This is a genomic window from Erwinia pyrifoliae DSM 12163 (genome assembly GCF_000026985.1).
Taxonomy (GTDB): Bacteria; Pseudomonadota; Gammaproteobacteria; order Enterobacterales; family Enterobacteriaceae; genus Erwinia; species Erwinia pyrifoliae.
Window position 1 is genome coordinate 851,958 of the sequence record NC_017390.1, and the last position, 25,962, is coordinate 877,919.

General features: G+C 56.5%; 22 protein-coding genes. 21 read left to right on the forward strand and 1 reads right to left on the reverse strand.

The features are described from left to right. Positions 1 to 218: 218 nt before the first annotated feature. The 19 genes from ilvI to lpxC all read left to right on the forward strand — a co-directional run bounded on the left by ilvI (position 219) and on the right by lpxC (position 21,951). Positions 219 to 1,943, forward strand: coding sequence for an acetolactate synthase 3 large subunit (gene ilvI, locus EPYR_RS03780; RefSeq protein ID WP_012667086.1), 1,725 nt, complete (start codon positions 219 to 221; stop codon positions 1,941 to 1,943). A 2-nt stretch (positions 1,944 to 1,945) separates the two neighbouring features. Further along, the gene (gene ilvN / locus EPYR_RS03785) at positions 1,946 to 2,437 is read left to right on the forward strand and encodes an acetolactate synthase small subunit (RefSeq protein ID WP_012667087.1); all 492 of its coding nucleotides are present in this window, start codon (positions 1,946 to 1,948) and stop codon (positions 2,435 to 2,437) included. A gap of 162 nt (positions 2,438 to 2,599) precedes the next feature. Further along, positions 2,600 to 3,610 carry a catabolite repressor/activator gene (gene cra / locus EPYR_RS03790; protein ID WP_012667088.1) on the forward strand — a complete coding sequence of 337 codons (1,011 nt, stop codon included), beginning with the start codon at positions 2,600 to 2,602 and terminating at the stop codon, positions 3,608 to 3,610. A 538-nt stretch (positions 3,611 to 4,148) separates the two neighbouring features. Further along, a complete protein-coding gene (gene mraZ, locus EPYR_RS03795; RefSeq protein ID WP_012667090.1) occupies positions 4,149 to 4,607 on the forward strand; it encodes a division/cell wall cluster transcriptional repressor MraZ in 459 nt (152 codons plus the stop codon). Between the two features lie 2 nt (positions 4,608 to 4,609). After that, positions 4,610 to 5,551: a 16S rRNA (cytosine(1402)-N(4))-methyltransferase RsmH gene (gene rsmH, locus EPYR_RS03800; RefSeq protein WP_012667091.1), complete on the forward strand. Its 942-nt coding sequence runs from the start codon at positions 4,610 to 4,612 to the stop codon at positions 5,549 to 5,551. Next, positions 5,548 to 5,868 (forward strand): cell division protein FtsL, encoded by a 321-nt coding sequence (gene ftsL / locus EPYR_RS03805; RefSeq protein WP_012667092.1) that lies wholly within the window; start codon positions 5,548 to 5,550, stop codon positions 5,866 to 5,868. Before rsmH ends, ftsL begins: the two co-directional genes overlap by 4 nt. 15 nt (positions 5,869 to 5,883) lie before the next feature. Beyond that, positions 5,884 to 7,656: a peptidoglycan glycosyltransferase FtsI gene (locus EPYR_RS03810; RefSeq protein ID WP_012667093.1), complete on the forward strand. Its 1,773-nt coding sequence runs from the start codon at positions 5,884 to 5,886 to the stop codon at positions 7,654 to 7,656. Further along, positions 7,643 to 9,130 carry a UDP-N-acetylmuramoyl-L-alanyl-D-glutamate--2,6-diaminopimelate ligase gene (gene murE, locus EPYR_RS03815; RefSeq protein ID WP_014538601.1) on the forward strand — a complete coding sequence of 496 codons (1,488 nt, stop codon included), beginning with the start codon at positions 7,643 to 7,645 and terminating at the stop codon, positions 9,128 to 9,130. Before EPYR_RS03810 ends, murE begins: the two co-directional genes overlap by 14 nt. Then, positions 9,127 to 10,485, forward strand: coding sequence for a UDP-N-acetylmuramoyl-tripeptide--D-alanyl-D-alanine ligase (gene murF, locus EPYR_RS03820; RefSeq protein WP_012667095.1), 1,359 nt, complete (start codon positions 9,127 to 9,129; stop codon positions 10,483 to 10,485). Before murE ends, murF begins: the two co-directional genes overlap by 4 nt. Further along, positions 10,479 to 11,561, forward strand: coding sequence for a phospho-N-acetylmuramoyl-pentapeptide-transferase (gene mraY, locus EPYR_RS03825; protein WP_012440500.1), 1,083 nt, complete (start codon positions 10,479 to 10,481; stop codon positions 11,559 to 11,561). Before murF ends, mraY begins: the two co-directional genes overlap by 7 nt. Before the next feature lie 2 nt (positions 11,562 to 11,563). Continuing rightward, positions 11,564 to 12,880: a UDP-N-acetylmuramoyl-L-alanine--D-glutamate ligase gene (gene murD, locus EPYR_RS03830; protein WP_012667096.1), complete on the forward strand. Its 1,317-nt coding sequence runs from the start codon at positions 11,564 to 11,566 to the stop codon at positions 12,878 to 12,880. Continuing rightward, the gene (gene ftsW, locus EPYR_RS03835; RefSeq protein WP_012667097.1) at positions 12,880 to 14,088 is read left to right on the forward strand and encodes a cell division protein FtsW; all 1,209 of its coding nucleotides are present in this window, start codon (positions 12,880 to 12,882) and stop codon (positions 14,086 to 14,088) included. The genes murD and ftsW overlap by 1 nt, the downstream gene beginning before the upstream one ends. Positions 14,089 to 14,091: 3 nt before the next feature. Then, positions 14,092 to 15,150, forward strand: a complete 1,059-nt coding sequence (murG, locus tag EPYR_RS03840) for an undecaprenyldiphospho-muramoylpentapeptide beta-N-acetylglucosaminyltransferase (protein ID WP_012667098.1) — start codon at positions 14,092 to 14,094, stop codon at positions 15,148 to 15,150. Between the two features lie 72 nt (positions 15,151 to 15,222). Then, positions 15,223 to 16,698, forward strand: a complete 1,476-nt coding sequence (murC, locus tag EPYR_RS03845; RefSeq protein WP_012667099.1) for a UDP-N-acetylmuramate--L-alanine ligase — start codon at positions 15,223 to 15,225, stop codon at positions 16,696 to 16,698. Further along, a complete protein-coding gene (locus EPYR_RS03850; protein ID WP_012667100.1) occupies positions 16,691 to 17,611 on the forward strand; it encodes a D-alanine--D-alanine ligase in 921 nt (306 codons plus the stop codon). The genes murC and EPYR_RS03850 overlap by 8 nt, the downstream gene beginning before the upstream one ends. A gap of 1 nt (position 17,612) precedes the next feature. Further along, the gene (ftsQ, locus tag EPYR_RS03855) at positions 17,613 to 18,452 is read left to right on the forward strand and encodes a cell division protein FtsQ (RefSeq protein WP_012667101.1); all 840 of its coding nucleotides are present in this window, start codon (positions 17,613 to 17,615) and stop codon (positions 18,450 to 18,452) included. Continuing rightward, on the forward strand, positions 18,449 to 19,705 hold the full coding sequence (ftsA, locus tag EPYR_RS03860) for a cell division protein FtsA (protein WP_012667102.1): 1,257 nt from the start codon (positions 18,449 to 18,451) through the stop codon (positions 19,703 to 19,705). Before ftsQ ends, ftsA begins: the two co-directional genes overlap by 4 nt. Positions 19,706 to 19,777: 72 nt before the next feature. Further along, entirely contained in the window at positions 19,778 to 20,932 is a 1,155-nt protein-coding gene (gene ftsZ / locus EPYR_RS03865) for a cell division protein FtsZ (RefSeq protein ID WP_012667103.1), read from the forward strand. A gap of 101 nt (positions 20,933 to 21,033) precedes the next feature. Continuing rightward, the gene (gene lpxC, locus EPYR_RS03870; protein ID WP_012667104.1) at positions 21,034 to 21,951 is read left to right on the forward strand and encodes a UDP-3-O-acyl-N-acetylglucosamine deacetylase; all 918 of its coding nucleotides are present in this window, start codon (positions 21,034 to 21,036) and stop codon (positions 21,949 to 21,951) included. 7 nt (positions 21,952 to 21,958) lie between these two features. Here lpxC and EPYR_RS03875 read toward each other — a convergent pair whose 3' ends face one another. Continuing rightward, entirely contained in the window at positions 21,959 to 22,474 is a 516-nt protein-coding gene (locus EPYR_RS03875; protein WP_012667105.1) for a DUF721 domain-containing protein, read from the reverse strand. 22 nt (positions 22,475 to 22,496) lie between these two features. Between EPYR_RS03875 and secM the strand changes: the two genes are divergently transcribed. Further along, on the forward strand, positions 22,497 to 23,000 hold the full coding sequence (secM, locus tag EPYR_RS03880) for a secA translation cis-regulator SecM (protein WP_012667106.1): 504 nt from the start codon (positions 22,497 to 22,499) through the stop codon (positions 22,998 to 23,000). A 71-nt stretch (positions 23,001 to 23,071) separates the two neighbouring features. After that, entirely contained in the window at positions 23,072 to 25,780 is a 2,709-nt protein-coding gene (gene secA / locus EPYR_RS03885; protein WP_012667107.1) for a preprotein translocase subunit SecA, read from the forward strand. Positions 25,781 to 25,962 lie beyond the last annotated feature (182 nt).

Here is a 25,962-nt window from a genome sequence, read left to right on the forward strand (position 1 = left end):
AATACACGTTTTCCGCACCCGCACCGGGGTTTGCCGTTTGCCTGTCAACTTTTCTACGGTTATGGTATTTGCCATAACCTCTACACTGGGGCTTAGCCCCGTACCCAGATTTCGGAAATGATTTCCAAAATCTCAGCATAAAACAGGTTTTGACCTTGTCTGGCAAAGCTGTGCTCTCAGCGACAGATAAATCAGCACCTTAAAGCCTGGAGGCAAAAATGGAGATGTTGTCAGGAGCCGAGATGGTGGTCCGATCGTTAATCGATCAGGGCGTAAAACATGTATTCGGCTACCCCGGCGGAGCGGTCCTTGATATTTATGACGCTCTGCAAACCGTTGGCGGCGTGGATCATATCCTGGTGCGCCACGAGCAGGGCGCGGTGCATATGGCCGATGGCTATGCCCGTGCCACCGGTGATGTCGGCGTGGTGCTGGTCACCTCCGGCCCTGGTGCAACCAATGCCATTACCGGTATCGCCACGGCGTATATGGATTCGATTCCTATGGTGGTGCTGTCCGGCCAGGTGATGTCCTCCCTGATTGGTTACGATGCCTTCCAGGAGTGCGATATGGTGGGGATCTCCCGCCCGGTGGTTAAACACAGCTTTATGGTTAAGCGGGTAGAAGATATCCCGACCGTGATGAAGAAGGCGTTCTGGCTGGCTGCCAGCGGCCGTCCGGGGCCGGTCGTGGTCGATCTGCCAAAAGATATGATGAACCCGGCGAATAAGCTGCCGTACGTCTGGCCTGATGAGGTCAGTATGCGCTCATACAACCCGACGACACAGGGGCATAAAGGCCAAATTAAGCGCGCATTACACACCTTGCTGGCGGCGAAAAACCCGGTGATTTATGCCGGCGGCGGGGTGATTAATGCCGCCTGTCATGACGAGCTGCGCCAGCTGGCCGAAGCGCTGAACGTGCCGGTTACCACATCGCTGATGGGGCTGGGGGCCTTTCCCAGCACTCACCGCCAGTGCGTGGGTATGCTGGGCATGCACGGCACCTATGAAGCCAATATGACCATGCATCACTCCGACGTTATCTTTGCCGTTGGCGTGCGCTTTGATGACCGTACCACCAATAACCTGGCAAAGTATTGCCCGAACGCGACCGTGCTGCATATCGACATTGACCCAACGTCGATTTCAAAAACCATCGCTGCCGATGTGCCAATCGTGGGTGATGCCAGACAGGTTCTGCAACAGATGCTGGAATTGCTGGCGCAGAATGAAACCCGGCAGGACTTTGACGCGCTGCGCGACTGGTGGCAGAGCATCGAACGGTGGCGCTCCCGTCACTGCCTGGAGTTCGATCGTACCAGTGACAACATTAAACCGCAGGCGGTTATCGAGACCATTTGCCGCCTGACGCAAGGCGACGCCTACGTGACTTCCGATGTCGGACAACATCAGATGTTCGCTGCGCTCTACTATCAGTTTGATAAACCGCGCCGCTGGATCAACTCTGGCGGCCTCGGCACGATGGGCTTTGGCCTGCCGGCAGCCCTCGGGGTGAAACTGGCTCTGCCCGATGAAACGGTGGTATGCGTGACGGGGGACGGCAGTATCCAGATGAATATTCAGGAGCTGTCGACCGCGCTGCAATACGGCATTCCGGTGCTGGTGCTAAACCTCAATAATCGAGTTTTGGGTATGGTGAAGCAGTGGCAGGACATGATTTACTCCGGCCGCCATTCGCAATCTTATATGGAATCGCTGCCTGACTTTGTCCGTCTGGCGGAAGCCTACGGTCATGTGGGTATCTCCATTTCCCGCCCCGACGAGCTGGAGTCAAAACTGGCGCAGGCGTTGGAACAGTTAGCGAAAAATCGCCTGGTGTTTGTGGATGTCAACGTTGATGGCAGCGAGCACGTCTACCCGATGCATATTCGCGGTGGCGGCATGGACGAAATGTGGCTGAGCAAAACGGAGAGGACTTAATTATGCGTCGCGTATTATCGGTTCTGCTGGAAAATGAATCCGGCGCATTATCCCGCGTGGTGGGGCTGTTTTCCCAGCGCGGCTACAACATTGAGAGCCTGACCGTGGCGCCGACGGACGATCCAACGCTGTCACTCATGACTATTCAGACCGTGGGTGACGAAAAGGTGATCGAGCAGATCGAGAAGCAGCTGCATAAGCTGGTTGACGTGCTGCGCGTCAGCGAGCTTGGCCAGGGCGCTTTCGTCGAGCGCGAAATCATGCTGGTGAAGATTCAGGCCAGTGGTTATGGTCGTGAAGAGGTCAAACGCAGCGCAGAAATCTTCCGTGGACAGATCGTCGACGTCACGCCGACGCTTTATACGGTTCAGCTGGCAGGCACCAGCGACAAACTGGACGCTTTCCTGAGCACCGTGCGTGAAGTAGCGGAAATCGTAGAAGTGGCCCGATCTGGCCTCGTTGGCGTGGCGCGCGGCGATCGTATTATGCGTTAGTTTCCTGCAGTGATTGTCAGGAATGTCAGCTAACCCGGCGTAATGTCGGGTTTTTTTATTTTTACAATAAAGCCGGGGTTGCTGCACGAAAGCGGTTGCTCGCCACACTTTTCTGCGGTTAGATGTTACGAATTCTAATCCATAGAAAAGTATGGGGTTATTGTGAAACTGGATGAAATTGCGCGCCTCGCAGGGGTTTCGCGTACCACGGCCAGCTATGTCATTAATGGCAAAGCCAGGCAGTATCGCGTCAGCGATAAAACCGTCGAGAAAGTCATGGCGGTGGTGCGCGAGCACAACTACCATCCTAACGCCGTCGCAGCAGGATTGCGCGCTGGCCGCACGCGCTCTATTGGACTGGTTATTCCCGATCTGGAAAATACCAGCTACACGCGCATTGCCAACTATCTTGAACGCCAGGCACGGCAGCGGGGCTATCAGCTGCTGATCGCCTGTTCAGAGGATCAGCCCGATAATGAAATGCGCTGCGTGGAGCACCTGCTGCAACGCCAGGTAGACGCCATTATCGTTTCCACGTCATTACCGCCGGAGCATCCATTCTATCAGCGCTGGATTAACGACCCGCTGCCGATTATCGCGCTCGATCGTGCGTTGGATCGTGAACATTTTACCAGCGTGGTGGGGGCAGACCAGGATGACGCACAGGAGCTGGGCGCAGAGCTGCGCAAGCTGCCGGCGAAGTCCGTGCTGTTTATGGGCGCGCTGCCGGAGCTGTCCGTCAGCTTTCTGCGTGAGCTGGGTTTTCGCGATGCCTGGAAAGGAGATGAACGCCAGCCCGACTTTATCTACGCCAATAGCTTTGAGCGCAGTGCGGCGGCAGCGCTATTCGAAAATTATCTCGACACGCATGATATGCCGGAGGCGCTGTTTACCACCTCCTTCGGGCTGCTGCAGGGGGTAATGGATGTCACACTGCGGCGCGAAGGGCGCTTACCGCAAAATCTGGCGATTGCCACTTTTGGCGATCATGAGTTGCTTGATTTTCTTGAATGCCCGGTGCTGTCGGTCGGGCAGAAGCATCGCGATGTGGCAGAGCGTGTTCTTGAGCTGGTGCTGGCCAGCCTTGACGAGCCGCGTAAGCCGAAGGTGGGGCTGACGCGTATTCGCCGTAACCTTTACCGGCGCGGTCGTTTAAATCGTAAAATAAACTAACTCTTTTTGGTGGCGAAAGCGGCCTGTCACTTATCTGGTCTATTCTTATTCCACGATGTTAACGGCGGCAGATGATGATTCAGTTCATTTAATCGGCCTGCTGGTAACTGGCGCGTAAATAAAGGTAAAAAAAGAGCCCACTGCAGCATCTCATTATAAAAATGACCTTTATTAATATGCTGCCGGGTCAGCACCCTGTGCGCCAGCGCGGGTGCTGGCGTACTGAGCAAAGGGTAAGAACTTACTTAAAATGCAATTTATGTTACAAAGCAGTCAACCTATTTTCGGCGGTTAAGAACTGGTATATTTTTGAGCAGTTACGCATGGCGCGAAAAATTTCTGACATTATTCATTGGCTTATTTTTAAATTGCCGTATTGCGCCTCGATTGTAACTTGCAGAAGTTTTATTTCGCACAGAAATATTACGAATCCACCGATACTGCGGCTTGACAATGTTTTCCTCCGCTCCGTACACTCTTTTAGTGGGAAAATGTGGAGTAAAGTGGTGAAATCGGGTGGATGAGGAGTGAGGCTGGCATGTTCCGTGGGGCAACGTTAGTCAATCTCGACGGTAAAGGCCGGCTTGCCGTGCCAACGCGCTATCGCGACATGCTGAACGAGGGATCCCAAGGGCAAATGGTCTGTACCATTGACCTGCATCAACCGTGCCTGCTGCTTTACCCCCTCCCGGAATGGGAAATCATTGAACAAAAGCTGTCTCGCCTGTCCAGCATGAACCCTGTCGAGCGCCGTGTACAACGTCTGCTGTTGGGGCATGCCAGTGAATGCCAGATGGATAATGCAGGCCGCATACTGCTGGCGAGTACGCTGCGCCAACATGCAAGCCTGAGTAAACAAGTGATGCTGGTTGGGCAGTTTAATAAATTTGAACTGTGGGATGAACAGACCTGGTATCAACAAGTCAAGGAAGATATAGACGCGGAACAGTCTTCTCAGCAGCCGATGTCTGAGCGATTACAGGATTTGTCATTATAACGATGCAGGATACTTTTAAACATACCACGGTGCTGTTAGACGAGGCGGTAAACGGTCTCAATATCAAGCCTGACGGCATCTACATTGATGGCACCTTTGGGCGCGGGGGGCACTCGCGCCTGATCCTTTCTCAGCTTGGTGAGCACGGTCGCCTGTTCGCCATTGACCGCGATCCGCAGGCCATTGCCGCCGCCGCTGAAATTACCGATCCTCGTTTCACCATTATTCATGGCCCGTTTTCCGCGTTGGCAGAATACGCCGAACAACGCGGACTGACGGGGAAAATTGACGGCATCTTGCTGGATCTTGGCGTTTCTTCCCCGCAGCTGGATGACGCCGAACGCGGCTTTTCTTTTATGCGCGATGGACCGCTGGATATGCGTATGGATCCTACGCGCGGCCTGTCGGCGGCGGAATGGCTGCTGAAAGCGGAAGAGAGCGATATCTCTTTTGTGCTGAAGACCTTTGGTGAAGAGCGTTTTGCCAGGCGCATCGCTCGTGCCATCGTCGAGCGCAATCGCGAGCAGCCAATGACGCGGACTAAAGAGCTGGCTGATGTGATCTACGCCGCAACCCCGGTCAAAGACAAATTCAAACACCCGGCAACGCGCAGCTTCCAGGCGATTCGCATCTGGGTTAATAGCGAGCTGGAAGAGATTGAACAGGCGCTCAAAGGGGCACTTAGCGCGCTGGCGGCAGGCGGCCGTCTGTCGGTGATCAGTTTCCATTCGCTGGAAGACCGCATCGTGAAGCGCTTTATGCGCGAACAAAGCCGTGGGCCGCAGGTTCCACACGGTTTGCCGATGACGGAAGCGCAGCTTAGCAGCATGGGCGGGCGTCAACTCAAGGCGCTGGGAAAAATGATGCCGGGCGAAAGCGAAGTCGCTGATAACCCGCGCGCGCGCAGTTCTGTGCTGCGCATCGCAGAGCGTACCGCCTCATGATCGGCAACGAGCGTCATAGCCTGCCGGGGGTAATAGGCGGAGATCTGATACGCCACGGTAAGATCCCGGTTTTGCTTTTTATCGCGGTGTTGATTTCTGCGTTGTTTGTCGTGACGACCGCGCATAAAACGCGGTTGCTCACCGCCCAGCGCGAGCAGCTGGTGCTGGAGCGGGATGCGCTGGACATTGAATGGCGCAATCTGATTCTGGAAGAGAATGCCCTGGGCGATCACAGCCGGGTTGAGCGTATCGCCACGGAGAAAATACAGATGCAGCATGTTGATCCTTCTCAGGAAAATATTGTGGTTCACAACTAAGGGCACAAGGACTGGATGAGAGCCGCAAAAAAAGCGCAGAAGCAGAAATCGAAACGCGTAGAAGATCAGGCCAGCTTTGTCAGCTGGCGCTTTGCGTTGCTGTGTGGCTGTATTTTCCTCGCGCTGGTGGGTTTGCTGCTGCGCGTGGCTTATTTGCAGGTGATCAACCCCGACCGGCTGGTGCGTGAAGGGGATATGCGTTCACTGCGCGTGCAGGCGATCCCGACATCGCGCGGCATGATCAGCGATCGCGCCGGTCGCCCGCTGGCGGTCAGCGTGCCGGTGAATGCCATCTGGGCCGACCCGAAAGAGCTACACAACAAGGGCGGGATTACGCTCGACAGCCGCTGGAAAGCGCTGTCAGACGCGCTCTCGATCCCGCTCGACCAGCTGGCAGCCCGGGTAAATGCCAATCCTAATGGTCGTTTCGTCTATCTGGCGCGCCAGGTCAATCCGGCGATCGGTGACTACATTAAGAAGCTGAAACTGCCAGGCATCTTTCTGCGCGAGGAATCACGCCGCTATTATCCCGCCGGGCAGGTCACTTCTCACCTGATTGGTTTTACCAATATTGACGGGCAGGGCATTGAAGGCGTTGAGAAAAGCTTCGATAAATGGCTGACCGGACAGCCAGGCGAACGTACGGTACGTAAAGACCGTTTCGGCCGGGTGATTGAGGATATCTCCTCGGTGGACAGTCGGGCGGCACATAATCTGGCGTTGAGCATCGATGAACGCCTGCAGGCGCAGGTCTATCGCGAACTCAATAACGCGGTGGCTTTTAACAAAGCGGAATCAGGTACGGCGGTTCTGCTGGATATCAATACCGGCGAAGTGCTGGCGATGGCCAACAGCCCGGCGTATAACCCGAATAACCTGAGCGGAACCACCAAAGACGTGATGCGCAACCGCGCCATCACCGATATGTTTGAGCCTGGCTCGACGGTGAAACCCATGGTGGTGATGACCGCACTCCAGCGTGGCGTAGTCCATGACAGCAGCGTGCTGAATACCGTTCCTTTCCGGATTAACGGCCACGAAATCAGGGACGTGGCCCGCTACAACGAACTGACCCTGACCGGAGTACTGCAGAAATCGTCTAACGTCGGCGTTTCCCGCCTGGCGTTAGCGATGCCTTCCAACGCGTTAGTGGACACCTACTCACGTTTTGGCTTAGGCAAAGCGACCAATCTGGGACTGGTTGGAGAAAGCAGCGGTCTCTATCCGCAAAAACAACGGTGGGCCGACATAGAGAGGGCCACCTTCTCTTTCGGATACGGGCTGATGGTCACGCCGTTACAGTTAGCGCGAGTCTATGCAACGATGGGCAGCTATGGCATTTATCGCCCATTGTCGATAACCAAAGTTGACCCACCGGTTGCGGGGCAGCGCGTTTTCCCTGAATCGCTGGTGCGTACGGTGCTGCACATGATGGAAAGCGTTGCCCTGCCGGGCGGCGGCGGCGTCAAAGCGGCCATCAAAGGCTATCGTATCGCGATCAAAACCGGTACCGCCAAAAAGGTGGGGCCAGACGGTAAATTCGTCAATCGCTACATTGCTTATACCGCCGGGGTTGCCCCTGCCAGCAAACCGCGTTTTGCGCTGGTAGTGGTCATAAACGATCCCCAGTCGGGTAAATACTACGGCGGAGCGGTATCCGCGCCGGTGTTTGGTGCGATCATGGGCGGCGTATTGCGTACCATGAACATTGAACCGGATGCGTTACCCACTACGGATAAGAACGAGATGGTAACTAACAAAAATGAGGCACTCAGTGGCAGATCGTAACTTGCGTGACTTACTGGCTCCGTGGGTGCCTGGCGCACCGGAGCGCGCATTGCGCGAAATGACGCTGGACAGCCGTGTAGCGGCGTCGGCCGATCTGTTTGTGGCGATTAAGGGCCACGCGGCCGACGGGCGGCGTTTTATTCCTCAGGCGATTGCCCAGGGCGTGGCGGCGGTGATTGCCGAAGCGGAAGGCGAAGCAGAAGACGGACAGATTGTGGAGATGCACGGCGTCCCGGTGATTTACCTGGCGCAGCTTTCTCAACGTCTGTCGGCGCTTGCCGGGCGTTTCTACCAGCAGCCCGGCGAAAAGCTAAAGCTGATTGGCGTTACCGGCACCAATGGCAAAACAACCACCACCCAGCTGCTGGCGCAGTGGGCGCAGCTGCTGGGTGAAACCGGCGCGGTGCTGGGAACGGTCGGTAACGGTCTTTACGGGCAGCTCTCCCCGGCGGAAAACACTACCGGATCGGCGGTGGATATCCAGCATTTACTGGCATCGCTGGTGGACAAAGGCGCAAGCCTGGCAGCGATGGAGATCTCTTCGCACGGCCTGGTACAGCACCGCGTGGCCGCGCTGCCTTTTGCGGCGGCTGCATTTACCAACCTCAGCCGCGATCACCTCGATTATCACGGCGATATGGCGCGCTATGAGGCCGCCAAGTGGTTGCTGTTTGCCGAACATCAGGTCGGACAAGCCATCATCAATGCCGATGATGAAGTCGGACGCCGCTGGCTGGAAAAACTGCCGGATGCGGTGGCCGTCACGATGGAAAATAACCTTCAGCCGGGCTGTCATGGCCGCTGGCTGAAAGCGACAAAGGTGGATTACCACGACGGCGGGGCCAGGGTGCACTTTTCCTCCAGCTGGGGAGAGGGCAACATTGACAGTCGTCTGATGGGCGCATTCAACGTCAGCAATCTGCTGGTGGCGTTGGCAACACTGCTCTCCCTGGACTATCCGCTGGACGCACTAACGGCTACCGCCAGCCAGCTGCAACCCGTTACCGGGCGCATGGAAGTATTCAGCGCACCGGGCAAACCGACGGTGGTAGTGGATTATGCCCATACTCCCGATGCGCTGGAAAAAGCGCTGGCGGCGGCACGTCTGCACTGCAAGGGGCGGCTGTGGTGTCTGTTTGGCTGCGGCGGTGACCGCGACAAAGGCAAGCGCCCGCTGATGGGAGCGATTGCCGAGCAGTTTGCTGATGTGGTGGTGATCACCGACGACAATCCGCGCAGTGAAGATCCGGCGGCGATTGTCCGCGATATTTTGAGCGGCCTGCTTGATGCCGGACGTGCCAGGGTGGTAATGGGCCGTGCGCAAGCGGTCACTAACACCGTGATGCAGGCACAGCAAGGCGATATTGTGCTGGTTGCCGGTAAAGGCCACGAAGATTACCAGATTATCGGCCATCAGCGTTTTGACTACTCTGACCGTGACACGGTCGCCCGCCTGCTGGGGGGACTGGCATGATCTCCGTCACTTTACAGCACATTGCACAGCTAACCGGCGGTACGCTGCACGGCAGCGACGTGACCATTGCGGATGTGACTACCGATACGCGTAAAGCAACGGCGGGAAGCCTGTTTATCGCCCTGAAGGGCGAACGTTTTGATGCACATGATTTTGTCCTTGATGCCATCAATGCGGGCTGTTCAGGTCTGTTAGTGAGTAAGCGCTTACCAGTAGATGTATCCCAGGTGGTGGTCGCCGATACGCGCACTGCGCTGGGGCAACTGGCGGCATGGGTGCGCCAGCAGTCTGATGCACGGATCGTGGCGCTGACCGGATCTTCGGGGAAAACCTCGGTAAAAGAGATGACGGCGGCCATTCTGCGCGAATGCGGCGAGACGCTTTATACCGCCGGAAATCTCAATAACGATATTGGCGTGCCGCTGACGCTGTTGCGCCTGAAGCCGCAACATCGCTATGCGGTGATTGAACTGGGAGCCAACCACCAGGGCGAAATTGCTTACACCACCGATCTGGTGCGCCCGGAAACGGCGCTGGTCAATAACCTTGCGGCGGCGCATCTGGAGGGCTTTGGTTCTCTGGCCGGCGTGGCGAAAGCGAAGGGCGAAATCTTTAGCGGTTTGCCGCTCAATGGCACCGCCATTATTAACGGTGAAAGCAACGACTGGCCGCACTGGCAGCAGGCGCTGCACGGCAAAACAGTCTGGCGCTTCTCACCCGGGCAGGCTGACAGCGACTTTTATGCTTCCGATGTCATCATCAGCGCACAGGGAACGCATTTTACCCTGCATTCGCCGCAGGGTGACGTGGATGTCACGCTGCCGCTGCCGGGTCGCCACAACATCGCCAATGCCCTGGCGGCCAGCGCGCTGGCGCTCTCCGTTGGTGCGCCGCTCAGCGCGGTGCGCCGGGGGTTAAGCACCCTGAAGGCGGTGCCGGGCCGTCTGTTCCCGCTGGCGCTCAGTGCGGACAAGCTGCTGCTGGACGACAGCTATAACGCCAACGTGGGTTCTATGACCGCCGCCGCGCAGGTACTGGCCGGGATGCCCGGCTACCGCGTGATGATCGTCGGCGATATGGCGGAAATGGGGGCAGAAGCCGCCGAGTGCCATCGTCAGGTGGGCAACGCCATTCGCCATGCCGGCATTGATAAAGTCTTAAGCACCGGTTTACTCAGCCACGGAATTTCTGATGCCAGCGGCGTTGGTGAGCACTTTGCTGACAAAGCGGCGCTCGGCGCACGGGCGATCGAACTCCTGGCGCAACATCAACATATCACCTTATTAGTGAAAGGTTCACGCAGTGCCTCTATGGAACAGGTAGTGCAAATTTTACAGGAGAAAGGCGCATGTTAGTCTGGCTGGCCGAGCATCTGGTCACTTTTTATTCCGGCTTTAACGTCTTCTCGTATCTGACGTTTCGCGCCATTGTCAGCCTGCTGACCGCGCTGTTTATCTCCCTGTGGATGGGGCCGCGTATGATTGCCCGACTGCAAGAAATGTCATTTGGTCAGGTGGTGCGTAACGACGGGCCGGAGTCGCACTTCAGCAAACGCGGTACGCCAACCATGGGCGGGATCATGATCCTGACCTCGATCACCGTTTCGGTGCTGCTGTGGGCTTATCCCTCTAACCCCTACGTCTGGTGCGTGCTGTTTGTGCTGGTCGGTTACGGTATCGTCGGCTTTGTCGATGACTATCGCAAAGTGGTGCGCAAAGACACCAAAGGGTTGATTGCGCGCTGGAAGTACTTCTGGCAGTCGGCGATTGCGCTGGTGGTCGCTTTTGTCATGTATATGATTGGCAAAGATACCCCGGCTACCGAGCTGGTGGTGCCGTTCTTTAAAGATGTGATGCCGCAGCTGGGGCTGCTGTATCTGCTGCTGGCCTACTTTGTCATTGTCGGCACCAGTAATGCGGTGAATCTGACCGATGGCCTTGATGGCCTGGCCATTATGCCAACGGTGTTTGTCGCGGCAGGATTTGCGCTGGTTGCCTGGGCTACCGGTAACGTAAAGTTCGCTGAATATCTGCATATTCCCTATCTGCGTCATGCCGGTGAACTGGTGATTGTCTGCACCGCCATCGTCGGTGCCGGTTTAGGCTTCCTGTGGTTCAACACCTATCCAGCCCAGGTCTTTATGGGTGACGTTGGCTCGCTGGCGCTGGGCGGCGCGCTGGGCACCATTGCCGTGCTGCTGCGCCAGGAGTTCCTGCTGGTGATTATGGGCGGGGTGTTTGTGGTAGAGACCCTGTCGGTGATCCTGCAGGTTGGCTCCTTCAAATTACGCGGGCAGCGCATTTTCCGCATGGCACCTATCCACCATCATTATGAATTGAAGGGCTGGCCGGAGCCGCGCGTCATTGTCCGCTTCTGGATTATTTCACTGATGCTGGTGCTGATTGGCCTGGCAACGCTGAAGGTACGTTAATTATGGCTGACTATCAGGGTAAAAAAGTGGTCATTATCGGGTTGGGGCTGACCGGTCTCTCCTGTATTGATTTCTTTATCGCGCGCGGCGTTGTGCCGCGCATGATAGATACCCGTGTCGTGCCGCCGGGGCTGGAAAAGCTGCCGAAAAACGTGGAGTGCTGGCTGGGGTCGATGAACGATAGCTGGCTGCTGGACGCCGATCTGATTGTTGCCAGCCCGGGCGTGGCGCTGGCGCATCCTTCGCTGATGGCTGCGGCGCAAAACGGGGTGGAAATCATTGGCGATATCGAGCTGTTTTGTCGTGAAGCACAGGCACCGATCGTGGCGATCACCGGTTCCAACGGCAAAAGCACCGTGACAACGCTGGTTGGCGAGATGGCAAAAGCCGCAGGCTGGCAGGTTGGCACAGGCGGCAATATTGGCCTGCCTGCACTGACGCTGTTGCAGCAACCGGCACAGCTTTACGTGCTGGAGCTGTCAAGCTTCCAGCTGGAAACCGCCAGCAGCCTGCACGCGGCGGCGGCGACCATCCTCAACGTGACAGAGGATCATATGGATCGCTATCCGCTGGGTATGCAGCAATATCGCGCGGCCAAGCTGCGCATCTATGAAAACGCCACGGTCTGCGTGGTTAATGCCGATGATGCGATGACCATGCCGGTACGCGGCGCGGATGCGCGCTGCGTGAGCTTTGGTGCCGACGTGGGCGATTATCACCTTACGCGCCAGCAGGGCAGTACCTGGCTGCGCGTGCAGGGAGAAAAAGTCCTGAATACCGACGAGATGCACTTGGTCGGTCAGCACAACTATACCAATGCGCTGGCGGCGCTGGCGCTGGCGGATGCCGTTGGCCTGCCGCGCGCCACCAGCCTGAAAGCCTTAACCACCTTTAACGGCTTACCGCATCGCTTCCAGCGGGTTCACGAACATAACGGCGTGCGCTGGATTAACGATTCCAAAGCCACTAACGTTGGCAGCACCGAAGCGGCGCTGAATGGTTTGCATCCGGCTGGCATGTTGTGGCTGTTGCTGGGCGGCGACGGCAAGTCGGCGGATTTCAGTCCTCTTACCCGTTATCTGCAGGGCGATCGCATCCGGATTTACTGTTTCGGTCGTGATGGTGCTGAACTGGCGGCATTGCGCCCGGAGGTAGCGGTGCAGACGGAGACGATGGCCGAAGCGGTGCAGCAGATTGCCACACAGGTACAGCCGGGGGATCTGGTGCTGCTGTCGCCCGCCTGTGCCAGCCTTGACCAGTTCAAAAATTTTGAGCAGCGTGGCGATCTGTTTGCCCAACTGGCGCGGGAGGCTGGCTAATGCGTATACCCGGTATCAGCCTTGCCGGGGCGCTGTCAGAGCGCCTGAAATCCTGGGTGATGGGCTCGCGCGAAAGTGATGCCAGCTCAATGGTGCTGTATGACCGTACGCTGCTGTGGCTGACGTTCGGTCTGGCAATTATTGGTTTTGTCATGGTCACATCGGCATCGATGCCGGTCGGCCAGCGTTTGTCCGCCGACCCGTTCTATTTTGCCAAGCGTGATGCGTTTTACCTGCTGCTGGCGCTCGGCATGGCGATGGTGACGCTGCGCATCCCGATGGATTTCTGGCAGCGTTATAGCAATATCATGCTGCTGGCGACGGTGGTGATGCTGCTGGTGGTGCTGGTGGTGGGCAGCTCGGTTAACGGTGCATCGCGTTGGATCGCGCTCGGCCCGCTGCGCATCCAGCCGGCAGAGCTGTCCAAGCTGTCGCTGTTCTGCTATCTCGCCAGCTACCTGGTACGCAAAGTGGAAGAAGTGCGCAACAACTTCTGGGGGTTCTGTAAGCCGATGGGCGTGATGGTGGTGCTGGCGGTACTGCTGCTGGCACAGCCGGATTTGGGAACGGTGGTGGTACTGTTTGTCACCACGCTGGCCATGCTGTTCCTCGCCGGAGCCAAGTTATGGCAATTCCTGGCGATTATCGGTTCCGGTATTTTCGCCGTTTGCCTGCTGATTGTGGCTGAACCCTATCGTATGCGCCGCGTGACCTCATTCTGGAACCCGTGGGAAGATCCGTTTGGCAGTGGTTACCAGTTAACGCAGTCGCTGATGGCTTTCGGGCGCGGTGAATTATGGGGCCAGGGGCTGGGTAACTCGGTGCAAAAGCTGGAGTATCTGCCCGAAGCGCATACCGATTTTATCTTCTCGATTATCGGCGAGGAGCTGGGTTATATCGGTGTGGTTTTAGCCTTGTTAATGGTATTCTTCGTCGCTTTTCGGGCGATGTCCATTGGCCGACGCGCACTGGAGCTGGATCAGCGTTTTTCCGGGTTTCTTGCCTGTTCTATTGGCGTCTGGTTTAGCTTTCAGGCACTGGTCAACGTCGGTGCCGCAGCGGGCATGTTACCGACCAAAGGTCTGACGCTGCCGCTGATCAGCTACGGTGGGTCGAGTCTGATTATTATGTCGACCGCCATCGTATTTTTGTTACGTATAGATTATGAAACGCGTCTGGCAAAAGCCCAGGCGTTCACGCGAGGGTAGTCGATGAGTGGAAAGCGACTGATGGTGATGGCGGGCGGAACCGGGGGGCACGTTTTCCCCGGGCTGGCGGTAGCACACCATCTGATGGCGCAGGGCTGGCAGGTGCGCTGGCTTGGCACCGCTGACCGGATGGAAGCGGATTTAGTGCCGAAACACGGTATCGACATAGAATTTATCCGCATCAACGGGCTGCGCGGCAAAGGCATCAAAGCGTTACTGGCGGCTCCGCTGCGTATTTTTAACGCCTGGCGTCAGGCGCGAGCCATTATGAAAGCCTGGCAGCCGGACGTGGTGCTCGGCATGGGCGGTTATGTCTCCGGCCCCGGCGGCCTGGCAGCCTGGAGCTGCGGCATTCCGGTGGTGCTGCATGAACAAAACGGCATTGCCGGATTAACTAACAAATGGCTGGCGAAAATTGCTACCAAAGTGATGCAGGCGTTTCCCGGTGCATTTGCCAATGCGCAAGTGGTTGGCAACCCGGTGCGCACTGACGTGCTGGCGTTACCGTTGCCGTCCGAGCGTTTGAGCGGGCGTGAAGGCCCGACCAGGGTATTGGTGATTGGCGGCAGCCAGGGCGCACGCGTGCTGAACCAAACCATGCCTCAGGTGGCGGCTCAGCTCGGCGACAGCATTAGCCTGTGGCACCAGGTTGGCAAGGGGGCGCTGGATGAGGTGAATTCGGACTACATCAAGGTGAACCAGACGCAACATCGGGTGTCGGAGTTCATCGACGATATGGCAAGCGCCTACGCCTGGGCTGATGTGGTGGTGTGCCGAGCGGGTGCGCTGACCGTCAGTGAAGTGGCCGCAGCCGGTCTGCCGGCGATTTTTGTGCCATTCCAGCATAAGGATCGCCAACAGTACTGGAATGCCCTGCCGCTGGAGCAGGCCGGCGCGGCGGTTATTTACGAACAGCCGCAGTTTACCGTCGATGCGGTTGCTGCAACGCTGGCTGGCTGGGATCGTCCCACGCTGCTGGCGATGGCTGAAAAAGCCCGTGCGGTGGCCATACCTGATGCAACAGAGCGCGTTGCTGCTGAAGTCAGTAAGGCAGCGCGCTAAAGATACTTTACGTGGGGCGGAGAAGCCCGCCCTGGAACAAAAGGTGTGGTATCACACCGGCAGGCAGAAGAGATGAATCCACAGCAACTGGCAAAACTGCGTTCTATCGTGCCCGAGATGCGTCGCGTCCGGCACATCCATTTCGTTGGCATCGGTGGTGCCGGCATGGGCGGTATTGCCGAAGTGTTAGCCAATGAAGGTTATGAGATCAGCGGTTCCGACCTGGCTCCTAACGCGGTCACCCGGCATCTGAGCGCGCTGGGCGCAACAATCTATTTTAATCATCGCCCGGAAAATGTCAGCGATGCCAGCGTGGTGGTGGTGTCCACCGCCGTCTCACAGGACAACCCGGAAGTGGTTGCCGCGCGTGAAGCGCGTATTCCGGTGATCCGCCGTGCGGAGATGCTGGCCGAGCTGATGCGCTTCCGTCATGGTATTGCCGTGGCCGGTACGCATGGCAAAACCACCACCACCGCGATGGTGTCGAGCATTTACGCCGAAGGTGGACTCGATCCCACCTTTGTGAACGGTGGCCTGGTGAAAGCGGCTGGCACCCATGCACGCCTGGGAAGCAGCCGATATCTGATTGCGGAAGCCGATGAGAGCGACGCGTCGTTCCTGCATTTGCAGCCGATGGTGGCGATTGTCACCAATATCGAAGCCGATCATATGGATACCTACCAGGGCGACTTCGAAAATTTAAAGCAGACGTTTATCAACTTTTTGCACAATCTGCCGTTTTACGGGCGTGCGGTACTCTGTGTTGATGATGCGGTGATCCGCGATCTGATCCCACGCGTAGGACGTCAGATTACCACTTACGGCTTCAGTGAAGATGCCGACGTGCGCGTTGACAATTACCATCAGCAGGGCGCGCAGGGGCACTTTACCCTGGTGCGTCATGACAAGCCGCTGATGCAGGTTACGCTCAACGCGCCGGGACGCCATAATGCGCTGAATGCGGCCGCAGCGGTGGCGGTGGCCACCGAGGAGAATATTGACGATGAAGACATTCTCAACGCGCTGGAGAGCTTCCAGGGAACCGGACGGCGCTTTGACTTCCTCGGCGAATACCCGCTGGCTCTGTCTAATGGCAGTGCGGGTACGGCAATGCTGGTTGACGATTACGGCCATCACCCAACGGAAGTGGATGTCACCATCAAGGCGGCGCGCGCGGGCTGGCCAGATAAAAATCTGGTGATGATTTTCCAGCCGCACCGCTATACCCGCACGCGTGACCTGTATGACGATTTCGCCAACGTGCTGTCGCAGGTGGACGTGCTGCTGATGCTGGATGTCTATTCAGCCGGTGAGACGCCGATAGCGGGCGCGGACAGCCGCGCGCTGTGCCGCACCATTCGCGGCCGTGGCAAAGTGGACCCGATTCTGGTCTCTGACCATGATGCGGTACTGGAAATGCTGTTGCCAAAGTTAACCGGCAACGATCTGATTTTGGTGCAGGGTGCCGGAAACGTAGGGCGCATTGCCCGCACCCTGGCAGAACTTAAGTTACAGTTACAGACGAATAGTGAGGAACATCATGGCTGAGAAAGTAGCGGTATTGCTGGGTGGAACCTCCGCAGAGCGTGACGTATCGCTGTTATCCGGCGCGGCGGTCCTGAAGGGGCTACAGGAAGCCGGAATCGATGCACATGCGGTAGATATTCGTGATTTTCCGGTGACGCGCCTGAATGAAGAGGGCTTTGATAAAGCGTTTATCGCGCTGCACGGACGCGGCGGTGAAGATGGCACCTTGCAGGGCGTGCTGGAACTTCTCGACATCCCCTATACCGGCAGCGGCGTGATGGCTTCGGCGATCACCATGGACAAACTGCGCAGCAAATATCTGTGGCAGGGCTGTGGGTTGCCGGTATCTCCTTTCATTGCGCTGAACCGTGTGCAAATGGATGCCGGGTTGGATGCGCAGATGATGACCAGCATCAACGCCCTGGGATTACCGCTGTTTGTCAAACCCAGCCGTGAAGGCTCCAGCGTCGGGATCTCACGCGTTAACCAGACATCCGAGTTGCAGGCTGCGCTGGTGGAAGCATTCCGCCATGACGACGAAGTGCTGGTGGAAGCGTTTCTTAGCGGCCCCGAATACACCGTGGGCGTGCTTGGCTCAGACATTCTGCCATCCATCCGTATTCAGACCAGCAGTGAATTCTATGACTATGATGCTAAGTACATTTCTGACGAGACCCAATATTTCTGCCCGTCAGGACTGAGCGCCGACCAGGAAACAGAATTACGCGAACTGACTATCGCCGCGTGGCGTGCTTTGGGTTGCAGCGGCTGGGGGCGTGTCGATGTGATGATGGGCGCCGATGGACACTTTTACCTGCTGGAGGTCAATACCTCCCCAGGGATGACCAGCCATAGCCTGGTGCCGATGGCGGCGAAACAGGCCGGCATGACTTTTTCACAGCTGGTAGTACGCATTCTGGAACTGGCCGACTGATATGTCTCAGGCAGCTCTGAATGTGCGTCAGCGTGAAGCGCAGGAAAAAGCGCGCACCGGCCGCAGCAACGGCTCCCGGCTTGCCGGGATCGTCTTTCTGCTGATGGTTATTGGCGTGATGCTGGCGGGCGGATTGGTGGTACTGAAGTGGATGAACGATGCCTCCCGGCAGCCGCTGTCGAAGCTGGTGGTCACCGGGCAGAAGCACTTCACCACTAACGATGACATTCGTCAGGCCATTTTATCGCTTGGCGAGCCGGGCACATTTATGGCGCAGGATGTCAATATTATTCAGCAGCAGATTGAGCGCCTGTCGTGGATTCAGCAGGTCAGCGTGCGCAAGCAGTGGCCGGACGAATTGAAAATTCATCTGGTGGAGTACGTTCCGGTGGCGCGCTGGAATGACGTGCATATGGTCGATGCGGGCGGTAAATCGTTCAGCGTTCCGGCCAGCCATTTCGGCAAAGAGGTGATGCCGATGTTGCACGGGCCTGAAGGCAGCGAGTCAGAAGTTTTAGCCGGTTTTCGTCAGATGAGCGATGTGCTGGCGGCCAGTAAACTGAAAGTGAAAGCGGCATCCATGACCGCACGGCGTTCATGGCAGCTGGTGTTAGAGGACGATACCCGTCTGGAGTTAGGGCGTAACGAAGATATGAAGCGGCTGCAGCGCTTTATCGCGTTATATCCCACCCTGCAACAGCAGGCGCAGGCGGAGAATAAACGTGTTACCTATGTAGACCTGCGTTACGACTCTGGCGCGGCAGTAGGATGGAAGACGGCTCCCGTGGCGGCGGCTGACGGTAATCAGCAACAGAATCAGGCACAGGTTAAACAACAATGATCAAGTCGACGGACAGAAAACTGGTAGTTGGACTCGAGATAGGCACGGCGAAAGTTGCCGCCCTGGTAGGCGAAGTCCTGCCTGATGGCATGATCAATATCATCGGGGCGGGCAGCTGCCCGTCGCGCGGTATGGATAAAGGCGGCGTCAACGATCTGGAATCGGTGGTGAAGTGCGTACAGCGCGCCATCGATCAGGCAGAACTGATGGCGGACTGTCAGATCTCCTCGGTTTACCTTGCATTATCCGGTAAACATATCAGTTGCCAGAACGAAATAGGGATGGTTCCTATTTCCGAAGAAGAAGTAACCCAGGAAGATGTGGAAAACGTGGTACATACGGCTAAATCCGTTCGCGTGCGCGATGAACACCGCATCCTCCATGTGATCCCGCAGGAATATGCGATCGATTACCAGGAAGGCATTAAAAACCCGGTCGGCTTATCCGGCGTGCGTATGCAGGCGAAAGTCCACCTGATTACCTGCCATAACGACATGGCGAAAAACATCGTTAAAGCGGTAGAGCGCTGTGGTCTGAAGGTAGATCAATTGATTTTTGCCGGTCTGGCATCTAGCTTTGCAGTACTGACGGAAGATGAGCGCGAGCTGGGCGTCTGCGTGGTGGATGTCGGCGGTGGCACCATGGATATGGCGGTGTATACCGGCGGTGCGCTGCGCCACAGCAAGGTGATCCCCTATGCGGGTAACGTCGTAACCAGCGATATCGCCTATGCTTTCGGTACGCCACCGACTGATGCGGAAGCGATCAAAGTCCGTCATGGCTGTGCGCTAGGCTCTATCGTCGGTAAAGACGAAAATGTCGAAGTGCCCAGCGTGGGCGGGCGGCCTCCGCGTAGCCTGCAGCGCCAGACTTTGGCGGAAGTGATTGAACCGCGCTACGCCGAGCTGCTCAATCTGGTTAACGATGAGATCCTGCAGTTGCAGGAGCAGCTGCGCCAACAGGGCGTTAAACATCACCTCGCGGCCGGTATCGTTCTGACCGGCGGCGCGGCGCAGATTGAAGGACTGGCGGCCTGCGCCCAGCGCGTATTCCATACCCAGGTGCGTATCGGGCAGCCGTTAAATATTACCGGATTGACGGATTACGCACAGGAGCCGTATTACTCAACGGCGGTTGGCTTACTGCATTACGGCAAAGAATCTCACCTTAATGGCGAAGCCGATATTGAAAAAAGAGCCTCGGTCGGTAATTGGTTCAAGAAAATCAACAGCTGGCTGAGAAAAGAGTTTTAATTTTTACCAAAGGGGATCATGCTAGGTATGTTTAGTGATCTCCAGGCGAACGGCACATATCGGAGAGAAATTATGTTTGAACCAATGGAACTAACCAATGACGCGGTGATTAAAGTCATCGGCGTCGGCGGCGGCGGCGGTAACGCTGTAGAGCATATGGTGCGTGAACGTATTGAAGGCGTTGAGTTCTTCGCGGTAAATACCGATGCTCAGGCGTTGCGCAAAACGGCTGTGGGCCAGACTATCCAAATCGGTAACGGCATCACTAAAGGTCTCGGCGCCGGGGCGAACCCGGAAGTGGGCCGTAATTCGGCAGAAGAAGACCGGGAAGCACTGCGTCAGGCGCTGGAAGGCGCTGATATGGTGTTTATCGCCGCAGGTATGGGCGGCGGTACCGGCACCGGTGCGGCACCGGTGGTGGCGGAAGTCGCCAAAGACCTGGGGATCCTGACCGTTGCGGTGGTGACTAAACCGTTTAACTTTGAAGGCAAAAAGCGCATGGCGTTTGCTGAACAGGGTATCGCCGAGCTGTCCAAACATGTTGACTCGCTGATCACTATCCCTAACGACAAGCTGCTGAAAGTGCTGGGTCGCGGCATCTCTCTGCTCGATGCGTTCGGCGCGGCGAATGATGTGCTGAAAGGGGCTGTGCAGGGTATCGCCGAACTGATTACCCGTCCGGGCCTGATGAACGTCGACTTTGCTGACGTGCGCACCGTGATGTCCGAAATGGGCTACGCGATGATGGGGTCTGGCGTGGCCTGCGGCGAAGACCGTGCGGAAGAAGCGGCTGAAATGGCCATCTCCAGCCCGCTACTGGAAGATATCGATCTCTCCGGTGCGCGTGGTGTGCTGGTTAACATCACCGCTGGCTTCGATCTGCGTCTTGATGAGTTCGAAACCGTGGGTAACACGATTCGTGCATTTGCTTCGGATAACGCCACCGTGGTGATCGGTACCTCTCTGGATCCGGAGATGAACGATGAGCTGCGCGTGACGGTGGTGGCTACCGGTATCGGCATGGATAAGCGCCCGGAAATCACCCTGGTGACCAACAAGCAGCCTGCTCAGCCGGTGATGGGTAATCGTTACCAGCAGCACGGGATGTCTCCGCTGCCGCAGGAGCAGAAACCAGCTGCGAAAGTGGTTAACGAACCGGGTACACAACCGAGTAAAGAGCCTGATTATCTGGATATTCCGGCCTTCCTGCGCAAGCAGGCAGACTAAGAATTTCCTGAAATTGGGGTTCTTCGCTCTTTGTGTTAAAATACTTCCGCGACAGTGGCATATTCTGACGGCAGTATTGCTAATTATTGCGAGATAACGAGATGATCAAACAACGGACATTAAAACGTATTGTTCAGACGACCGGCGTCGGTTTGCATACCGGCAAAAAGGTCACGCTGACTCTGCGCCCTGCGTCGGCTAATACCGGGGTCATCTATCGCCGCACCGATCTGACCCCCCCGGTTGACTTCCCGGCTGATGCGAAATCCGTGCGTGATACCATGCTGTGTACCTGCCTGGTCAACGAGCATGACGTACGGATTTCGACGGTCGAGCACCTCAATGCTGCCCTTGCCAGCCTCGGTATCGATAATATCGTGGTGGAAGTGAACGCGCCTGAAATCCCGATTATGGATGGCAGCGCGGCACCCTTTATCTATCTGTTGATGGATGCCGGCATTGAAGAACTGAACAGCGCCAAGAAGTTTGTCCGCATTAAGCAGCCTGTCCGGGTTGAAGATGGTGACAAATGGGCCGAGTTTTCGCCGCATAATGGTTTCTCACTGGATTTCACCATTGATTTTAACCATCCGGCGATTGACGCCAGCACGCAGCGCTACCGCATGGACTTCTCTGCAGAAGCCTTTGCGCGTCAGATTAGCCGCGCCCGTACATTCGGCTTCATGCGCGACATCGAAGCCCTGCAGTCGCGTGGCCTGTGCCTCGGCGGCAGCTTTGACTGCGCTATCGTGGTGGACGACTATCGCGTGTTGAACGAAGACGGTCTGCGTTTTGAAGATGAGTTTGTTCGTCACAAAATGCTGGACGCCATCGGTGACCTGTTTATGTGCGGACATAACATCATCGGTGCTTTCACTGCCTACAAATCTGGCCATGCGCTGAACAACAAGCTGTTACAGGCGGTTCTGGCTAAGCAGGAAGCGTGGGAATGGGCTACCTTTGAAGACGAAGCGGCACTTCCGGTGACCTTCAAAGCACCTAATCTGGTTCTGGCATAAGCCGGAGCTACTTATTACGACTGGTTGAACTGGTACTCTCTCCGGCCAGCGAGGCCAGTCGTTCTAAAATATTTTTCAGTTTTTCCGGACTTTGGCTCGCGACTCCGCGTAAAGCTTCCGCGCTTTGCTCACTCAACTGTCTCAACGGCGCTTTTTCTTTCTCTGCCAACCGAGTGCTGCTTTCTTGCACAGTTTCCTGACCTTTTGCCGCCAGTGATGGATTTATCCTGATGTCGATTGACGTCAATGATGGTAATATTTGCGCTCGTAAAGCTGACAGCAAACTGGACTGCTCATAGCGCAAGCGCATCAACCAGTTGGCGTTGGCCGTTTCGATCACCAGAACCCCCTGGCGGAAATTGGCCACGCGGCACCAGGGATGCAGCTGTGCGGGGATCGCTCCCTGAACAGCACGATTCAGTTTGTTCAGCGCGATAGCGCGCTGCTGCACATGTTGCAGTACGCTCTGTTCCTGAGCCTGATCGAAAAAACTTTCAATAGATTGTGGGCGACTATCGCGCATAGATAAGCTCCGGCGGAACACAGTGATCGGTATTCTAAATCGTTGGCGACAATTTGGCAGACGCTATTTCTGGCCGCATCTCCTGTTGGGGATGGTCGCGGCGAGTTTTGGTCTGCCCCAGGCGTCAGCTCACGATCGCACTACCTTAGCAGAAACCTCGTCACGAAGCCTGAATATTGGCACCACCACGCGCATTGACCGCCTGGTGATGCTGCAGGATAGCGCCCGACGTTCCTCGTGCAGCGTGGACTACTGGCATCAGCATGCTATCCGCACGGTAATCCGCCATCTGTCATTTTCTCTCACGCCTTCTGTTTCACCGGTGGCCGCAACTGCCCCACTGGAAGCGCACAAGCTGGCGCTACTGGATACGCTTAATGCGCTGCTGACGCGCGAAGCCAGGCCGCCGGCAATTATTCGCCATACCACACAGCGCCCGGTGAGCACCTCCACTCCCCATCACATTGGCCTGTGGCTGGCTCAGGTTTGCGGCATTCGCGCCGGGCCGTCACCAGTACTTAGTTAACGGACGCGTCTTTTCAAATCAAATATGAAGTGCTTATTGCCTGTGGCAGTGACTAAGAGAAATTATTTACTATGTTAATCAAATTATTAACCAAAGTTTTTGGTAGCAGCAATGACCGTACCCTGCGCCGCATGCGCAAAGTGGTAGAGCAGATCAATAAAATGGAAGCGGATTTCGTCAAGCTGTCCGACGACGAGCTGAAAGCAAAAACCGTTGAATTCCGTGCACGTCTGGAGAAAGGCGAAGAGCTGGAAAGCCTGATCCCGGAAGCGTTTGCCACCGTGCGTGAAGCCAGTAAACGCGTATTCGGCATGCGTCACTTCGATGTGCAGCTGCTGGGGGGGATGGTGCTGAACGATCGTTGTATTGCAGAGATGCGCACCGGTGAAGGTAAAACCCTGACGGCCACGCTACCTGCCTACCTCAATGCGCTGTCCGGTAAAGGGGTTCACGTTGTTACGGTCAATGATTATCTGGCCCAGCGTGACGCGGAAAACAACCGCCCGCTGTTTGAATTCCTCGGTCTGAGCATCGGCATCAACCTGCCGGGCATGCCCGCCCCGGCCAAGCGTGAAGCCTATGCGGCAGATATTACCTACGGGACTAACAATGAGTACGGCTTCGACTATCTGCGCGATAATATGGCCTTCAGCCCGGAAGATCGCGTACAGCGTAAGCTGAACTATGCGCTGGTGGATGAGGTTGACTCCATCCTGATCGATGAAGCGCGTACTCCGCTGATTATCTCCGGACCGGCCGAAGACAGCTCAGAGCTGTATATCAAGGTTAACAAAATCATTCCTCACCTGATCCGTCAGGAAAAAGAAGATTCCGACAGCTTCCAGGGAGAAGGCCATTTCTCGGTGGATGAAAAAGCGCGTCAGGTGCATCTCACCGAGCGCGGGCTGGTCGCCGTTGAAGAGCTGATGGTCAGCGAAGGGATTATGGCCGAGGGTGAATCGCTTTATTCCCCGGCCAACATCATGATGATGCACCATGTGACCGCCGCACTGCGCGCCCATGTGCTGTTTACCCGTGACGTTGACTACATCGTCAAAGAGGATGAGGTGATCATCGTTGACGAACATACCGGCCGTACCATGCAGGGACGCCGCTGGTCTGACGGTCTGCACCAGGCGGTGGAAGCAAAAGAGGGCGTGGAGATCCAGAATGAGAACCAGACGCTGGCCTCCATTACCTTCCAGAACTACTTCCGCCTGTATAATAAGCTTGCCGGGATGACCGGTACGGCGGATACCGAAGCCTTTGAATTCAGCTCTATTTACAAGCTGGACACTATCGTTATCCCGACTAACCGTCCTATGGTGCGAAAAGACCTGTCGGACCTGGTCTATATGACCGAAATGGAGAAGATCGGTGCAATCATCGAAGATATCCGTGAGCGTACGGCAAACGGCCAGCCGGTGCTGGTAGGAACCATTTCGATTGAGAAATCTGAAGTGGTGTCGCATGAACTGACCCGTGCGGGTATTAAGCACGAGGTGCTTAACGCCAAATTCCACGCGCGTGAAGCGGATATTGTTTCCCAGGCGGGCCAGCCGGGCGCGGTGACCATCGCCACCAACATGGCGGGGCGCGGTACGGATATCGTACTGGGCGGCAGCTGGCAGGCAGAGATTGCTGCGTTGGGAGAAGACGCAAGCGCTGAACAGATCGAAGCGATTAAAGCCGCGTGGAAAATTCGTCACGATGCGGTACTGGCCTCCGGCGGCCTGCATATCATTGGTACTGAACGCCATGAATCACGCCGTATTGATAACCAGCTGCGTGGCCGTTCAGGCCGCCAGGGTGACCACGGCTCTTCCCGCTTCTATCTTTCGATGGAAGATGCGCTGATGCGTATTTTCGCCTCGGATCGCGTCACCAATATGATGCGTAAGCTGGGGATGAAGCCAGGCGAAGCGATTGAGCACCCGTGGGTGACCAAAGCGATTGCCAACGCCCAGCGTAAAGTGGAAAGCCGCAACTTTGACATTCGTAAGCAGCTGCTGGAATACGATGATGTGGCAAACGATCAGCGCCGCGCAATCTACTCGCAGCGTAATGAGCTGCTGGATGTTTCCGACGTGTCAGACACCATCGCCAGCATTCGTGAAGACGTCTACAAAACCACCATCGACAGCTATATTCCACCGCAGTCGATGGAAGAGATGTGGGACATTGCGGGCCTGCAGGAGCGTCTGAACAGTGACTTCGATCTGACGTTGCCGATGACAGAATGGCTAATTGCAGAACCCAATCTGCATGAAGAAACGCTGCGCGAGCGCATCATGCAACAGGCGCAAGAGCAGTATCAGCGCAAAGAAGAGGTGGTTGGCGTTGAAATGATGCGCAGCTTTGAGAAGGGCGTGATGTTGCAAACACTCGACTCGCTGTGGAAAGAGCACCTGGCCGCAATGGACTATCTGCGTCAGGGCATCCATCTGCGTGGCTACGCGCAGAAAGATCCGAAGCAGGAGTACAAGCGCGAGTCATTCGCCATGTTTGCCGCGATGCTGGAATCGCTGAAGTATGAAGTGGTCAGCACGCTAAGCAAGGTACAGGTGCGGATGCCGGAAGAAGTGGAGCAGATGGAAGAGCAGCGCCGCCAGGAGTCCGACCGACTGGCGCAGCAGCTGCAGCTGAGCCATGTGGATGCCGATACCGCAGCGGCGCAGTCTCTGGCCGAACAGAGCGGGGAGCGTAAAGTGGGGCGTAACGACCCTTGCCCGTGCGGTTCGGGTAAAAAATATAAGCAGTGTCACGGTCGCCTGGCGTAATAACGCCAGCCCGGCATCGCAGAGGGGACGAGCATAGCTTGTCCCTTTTTTTATCTGTCACCGCTGACGGTCTCATCTGCCGGATTTCGCCCGTCGAGCCACCTGCATTATCCCGCCTGATACTCGCAATGGCGACTGAGAAGTCCATGAAACAAATCGACCTATACCAGCAAAAAAATCAT

Excerpts from the sequence above, each read along its gene's own strand:
- secA (WP_012667107.1), top strand. The coding sequence starts at position 23,072 with ATGTTAATCAAATTATTAACCAAAGTTTTTGGTAGCAGCAATGACCGT.
- ftsW (WP_012667097.1), top strand. The coding sequence starts at position 12,880 with ATGCGTATACCCGGTATCAGCCTTGCCGGGGCGCTGTCAGAGCGCCTG.
- ilvI (WP_012667086.1), top strand. The coding sequence starts at position 219 with ATGGAGATGTTGTCAGGAGCCGAGATGGTGGTCCGATCGTTAATCGAT.
- ftsZ (WP_012667103.1), top strand. The coding sequence starts at position 19,778 with ATGTTTGAACCAATGGAACTAACCAATGACGCGGTGATTAAAGTCATC.
- murF (WP_012667095.1), top strand. The coding sequence starts at position 9,127 with ATGATCTCCGTCACTTTACAGCACATTGCACAGCTAACCGGCGGTACG.
- mraZ (WP_012667090.1), top strand. The coding sequence starts at position 4,149 with ATGTTCCGTGGGGCAACGTTAGTCAATCTCGACGGTAAAGGCCGGCTT.
- lpxC (WP_012667104.1), top strand. The coding sequence starts at position 21,034 with ATGATCAAACAACGGACATTAAAACGTATTGTTCAGACGACCGGCGTC.
- mraY (WP_012440500.1), top strand. The coding sequence starts at position 10,479 with ATGTTAGTCTGGCTGGCCGAGCATCTGGTCACTTTTTATTCCGGCTTT.
- murD (WP_012667096.1), top strand. The coding sequence starts at position 11,564 with ATGGCTGACTATCAGGGTAAAAAAGTGGTCATTATCGGGTTGGGGCTG.
- murC (WP_012667099.1), top strand. The coding sequence starts at position 15,223 with ATGAATCCACAGCAACTGGCAAAACTGCGTTCTATCGTGCCCGAGATG.
- ftsL (WP_012667092.1), top strand. The coding sequence starts at position 5,548 with ATGATCGGCAACGAGCGTCATAGCCTGCCGGGGGTAATAGGCGGAGAT.
- ftsA (WP_012667102.1), top strand. The coding sequence starts at position 18,449 with ATGATCAAGTCGACGGACAGAAAACTGGTAGTTGGACTCGAGATAGGC.
- ftsQ (WP_012667101.1), top strand. The coding sequence starts at position 17,613 with ATGTCTCAGGCAGCTCTGAATGTGCGTCAGCGTGAAGCGCAGGAAAAA.
- ilvN (WP_012667087.1), top strand. The coding sequence starts at position 1,946 with ATGCGTCGCGTATTATCGGTTCTGCTGGAAAATGAATCCGGCGCATTA.
- EPYR_RS03850 (WP_012667100.1), top strand. The coding sequence starts at position 16,691 with ATGGCTGAGAAAGTAGCGGTATTGCTGGGTGGAACCTCCGCAGAGCGT.
- murG (WP_012667098.1), top strand. The coding sequence starts at position 14,092 with ATGAGTGGAAAGCGACTGATGGTGATGGCGGGCGGAACCGGGGGGCAC.
- EPYR_RS03810 (WP_012667093.1), top strand. The coding sequence starts at position 5,884 with ATGAGAGCCGCAAAAAAAGCGCAGAAGCAGAAATCGAAACGCGTAGAA.
- rsmH (WP_012667091.1), top strand. The coding sequence starts at position 4,610 with ATGCAGGATACTTTTAAACATACCACGGTGCTGTTAGACGAGGCGGTA.
- EPYR_RS03875 (WP_012667105.1), bottom strand. The coding sequence starts at position 22,474 with ATGCGCGATAGTCGCCCACAATCTATTGAAAGTTTTTTCGATCAGGCT.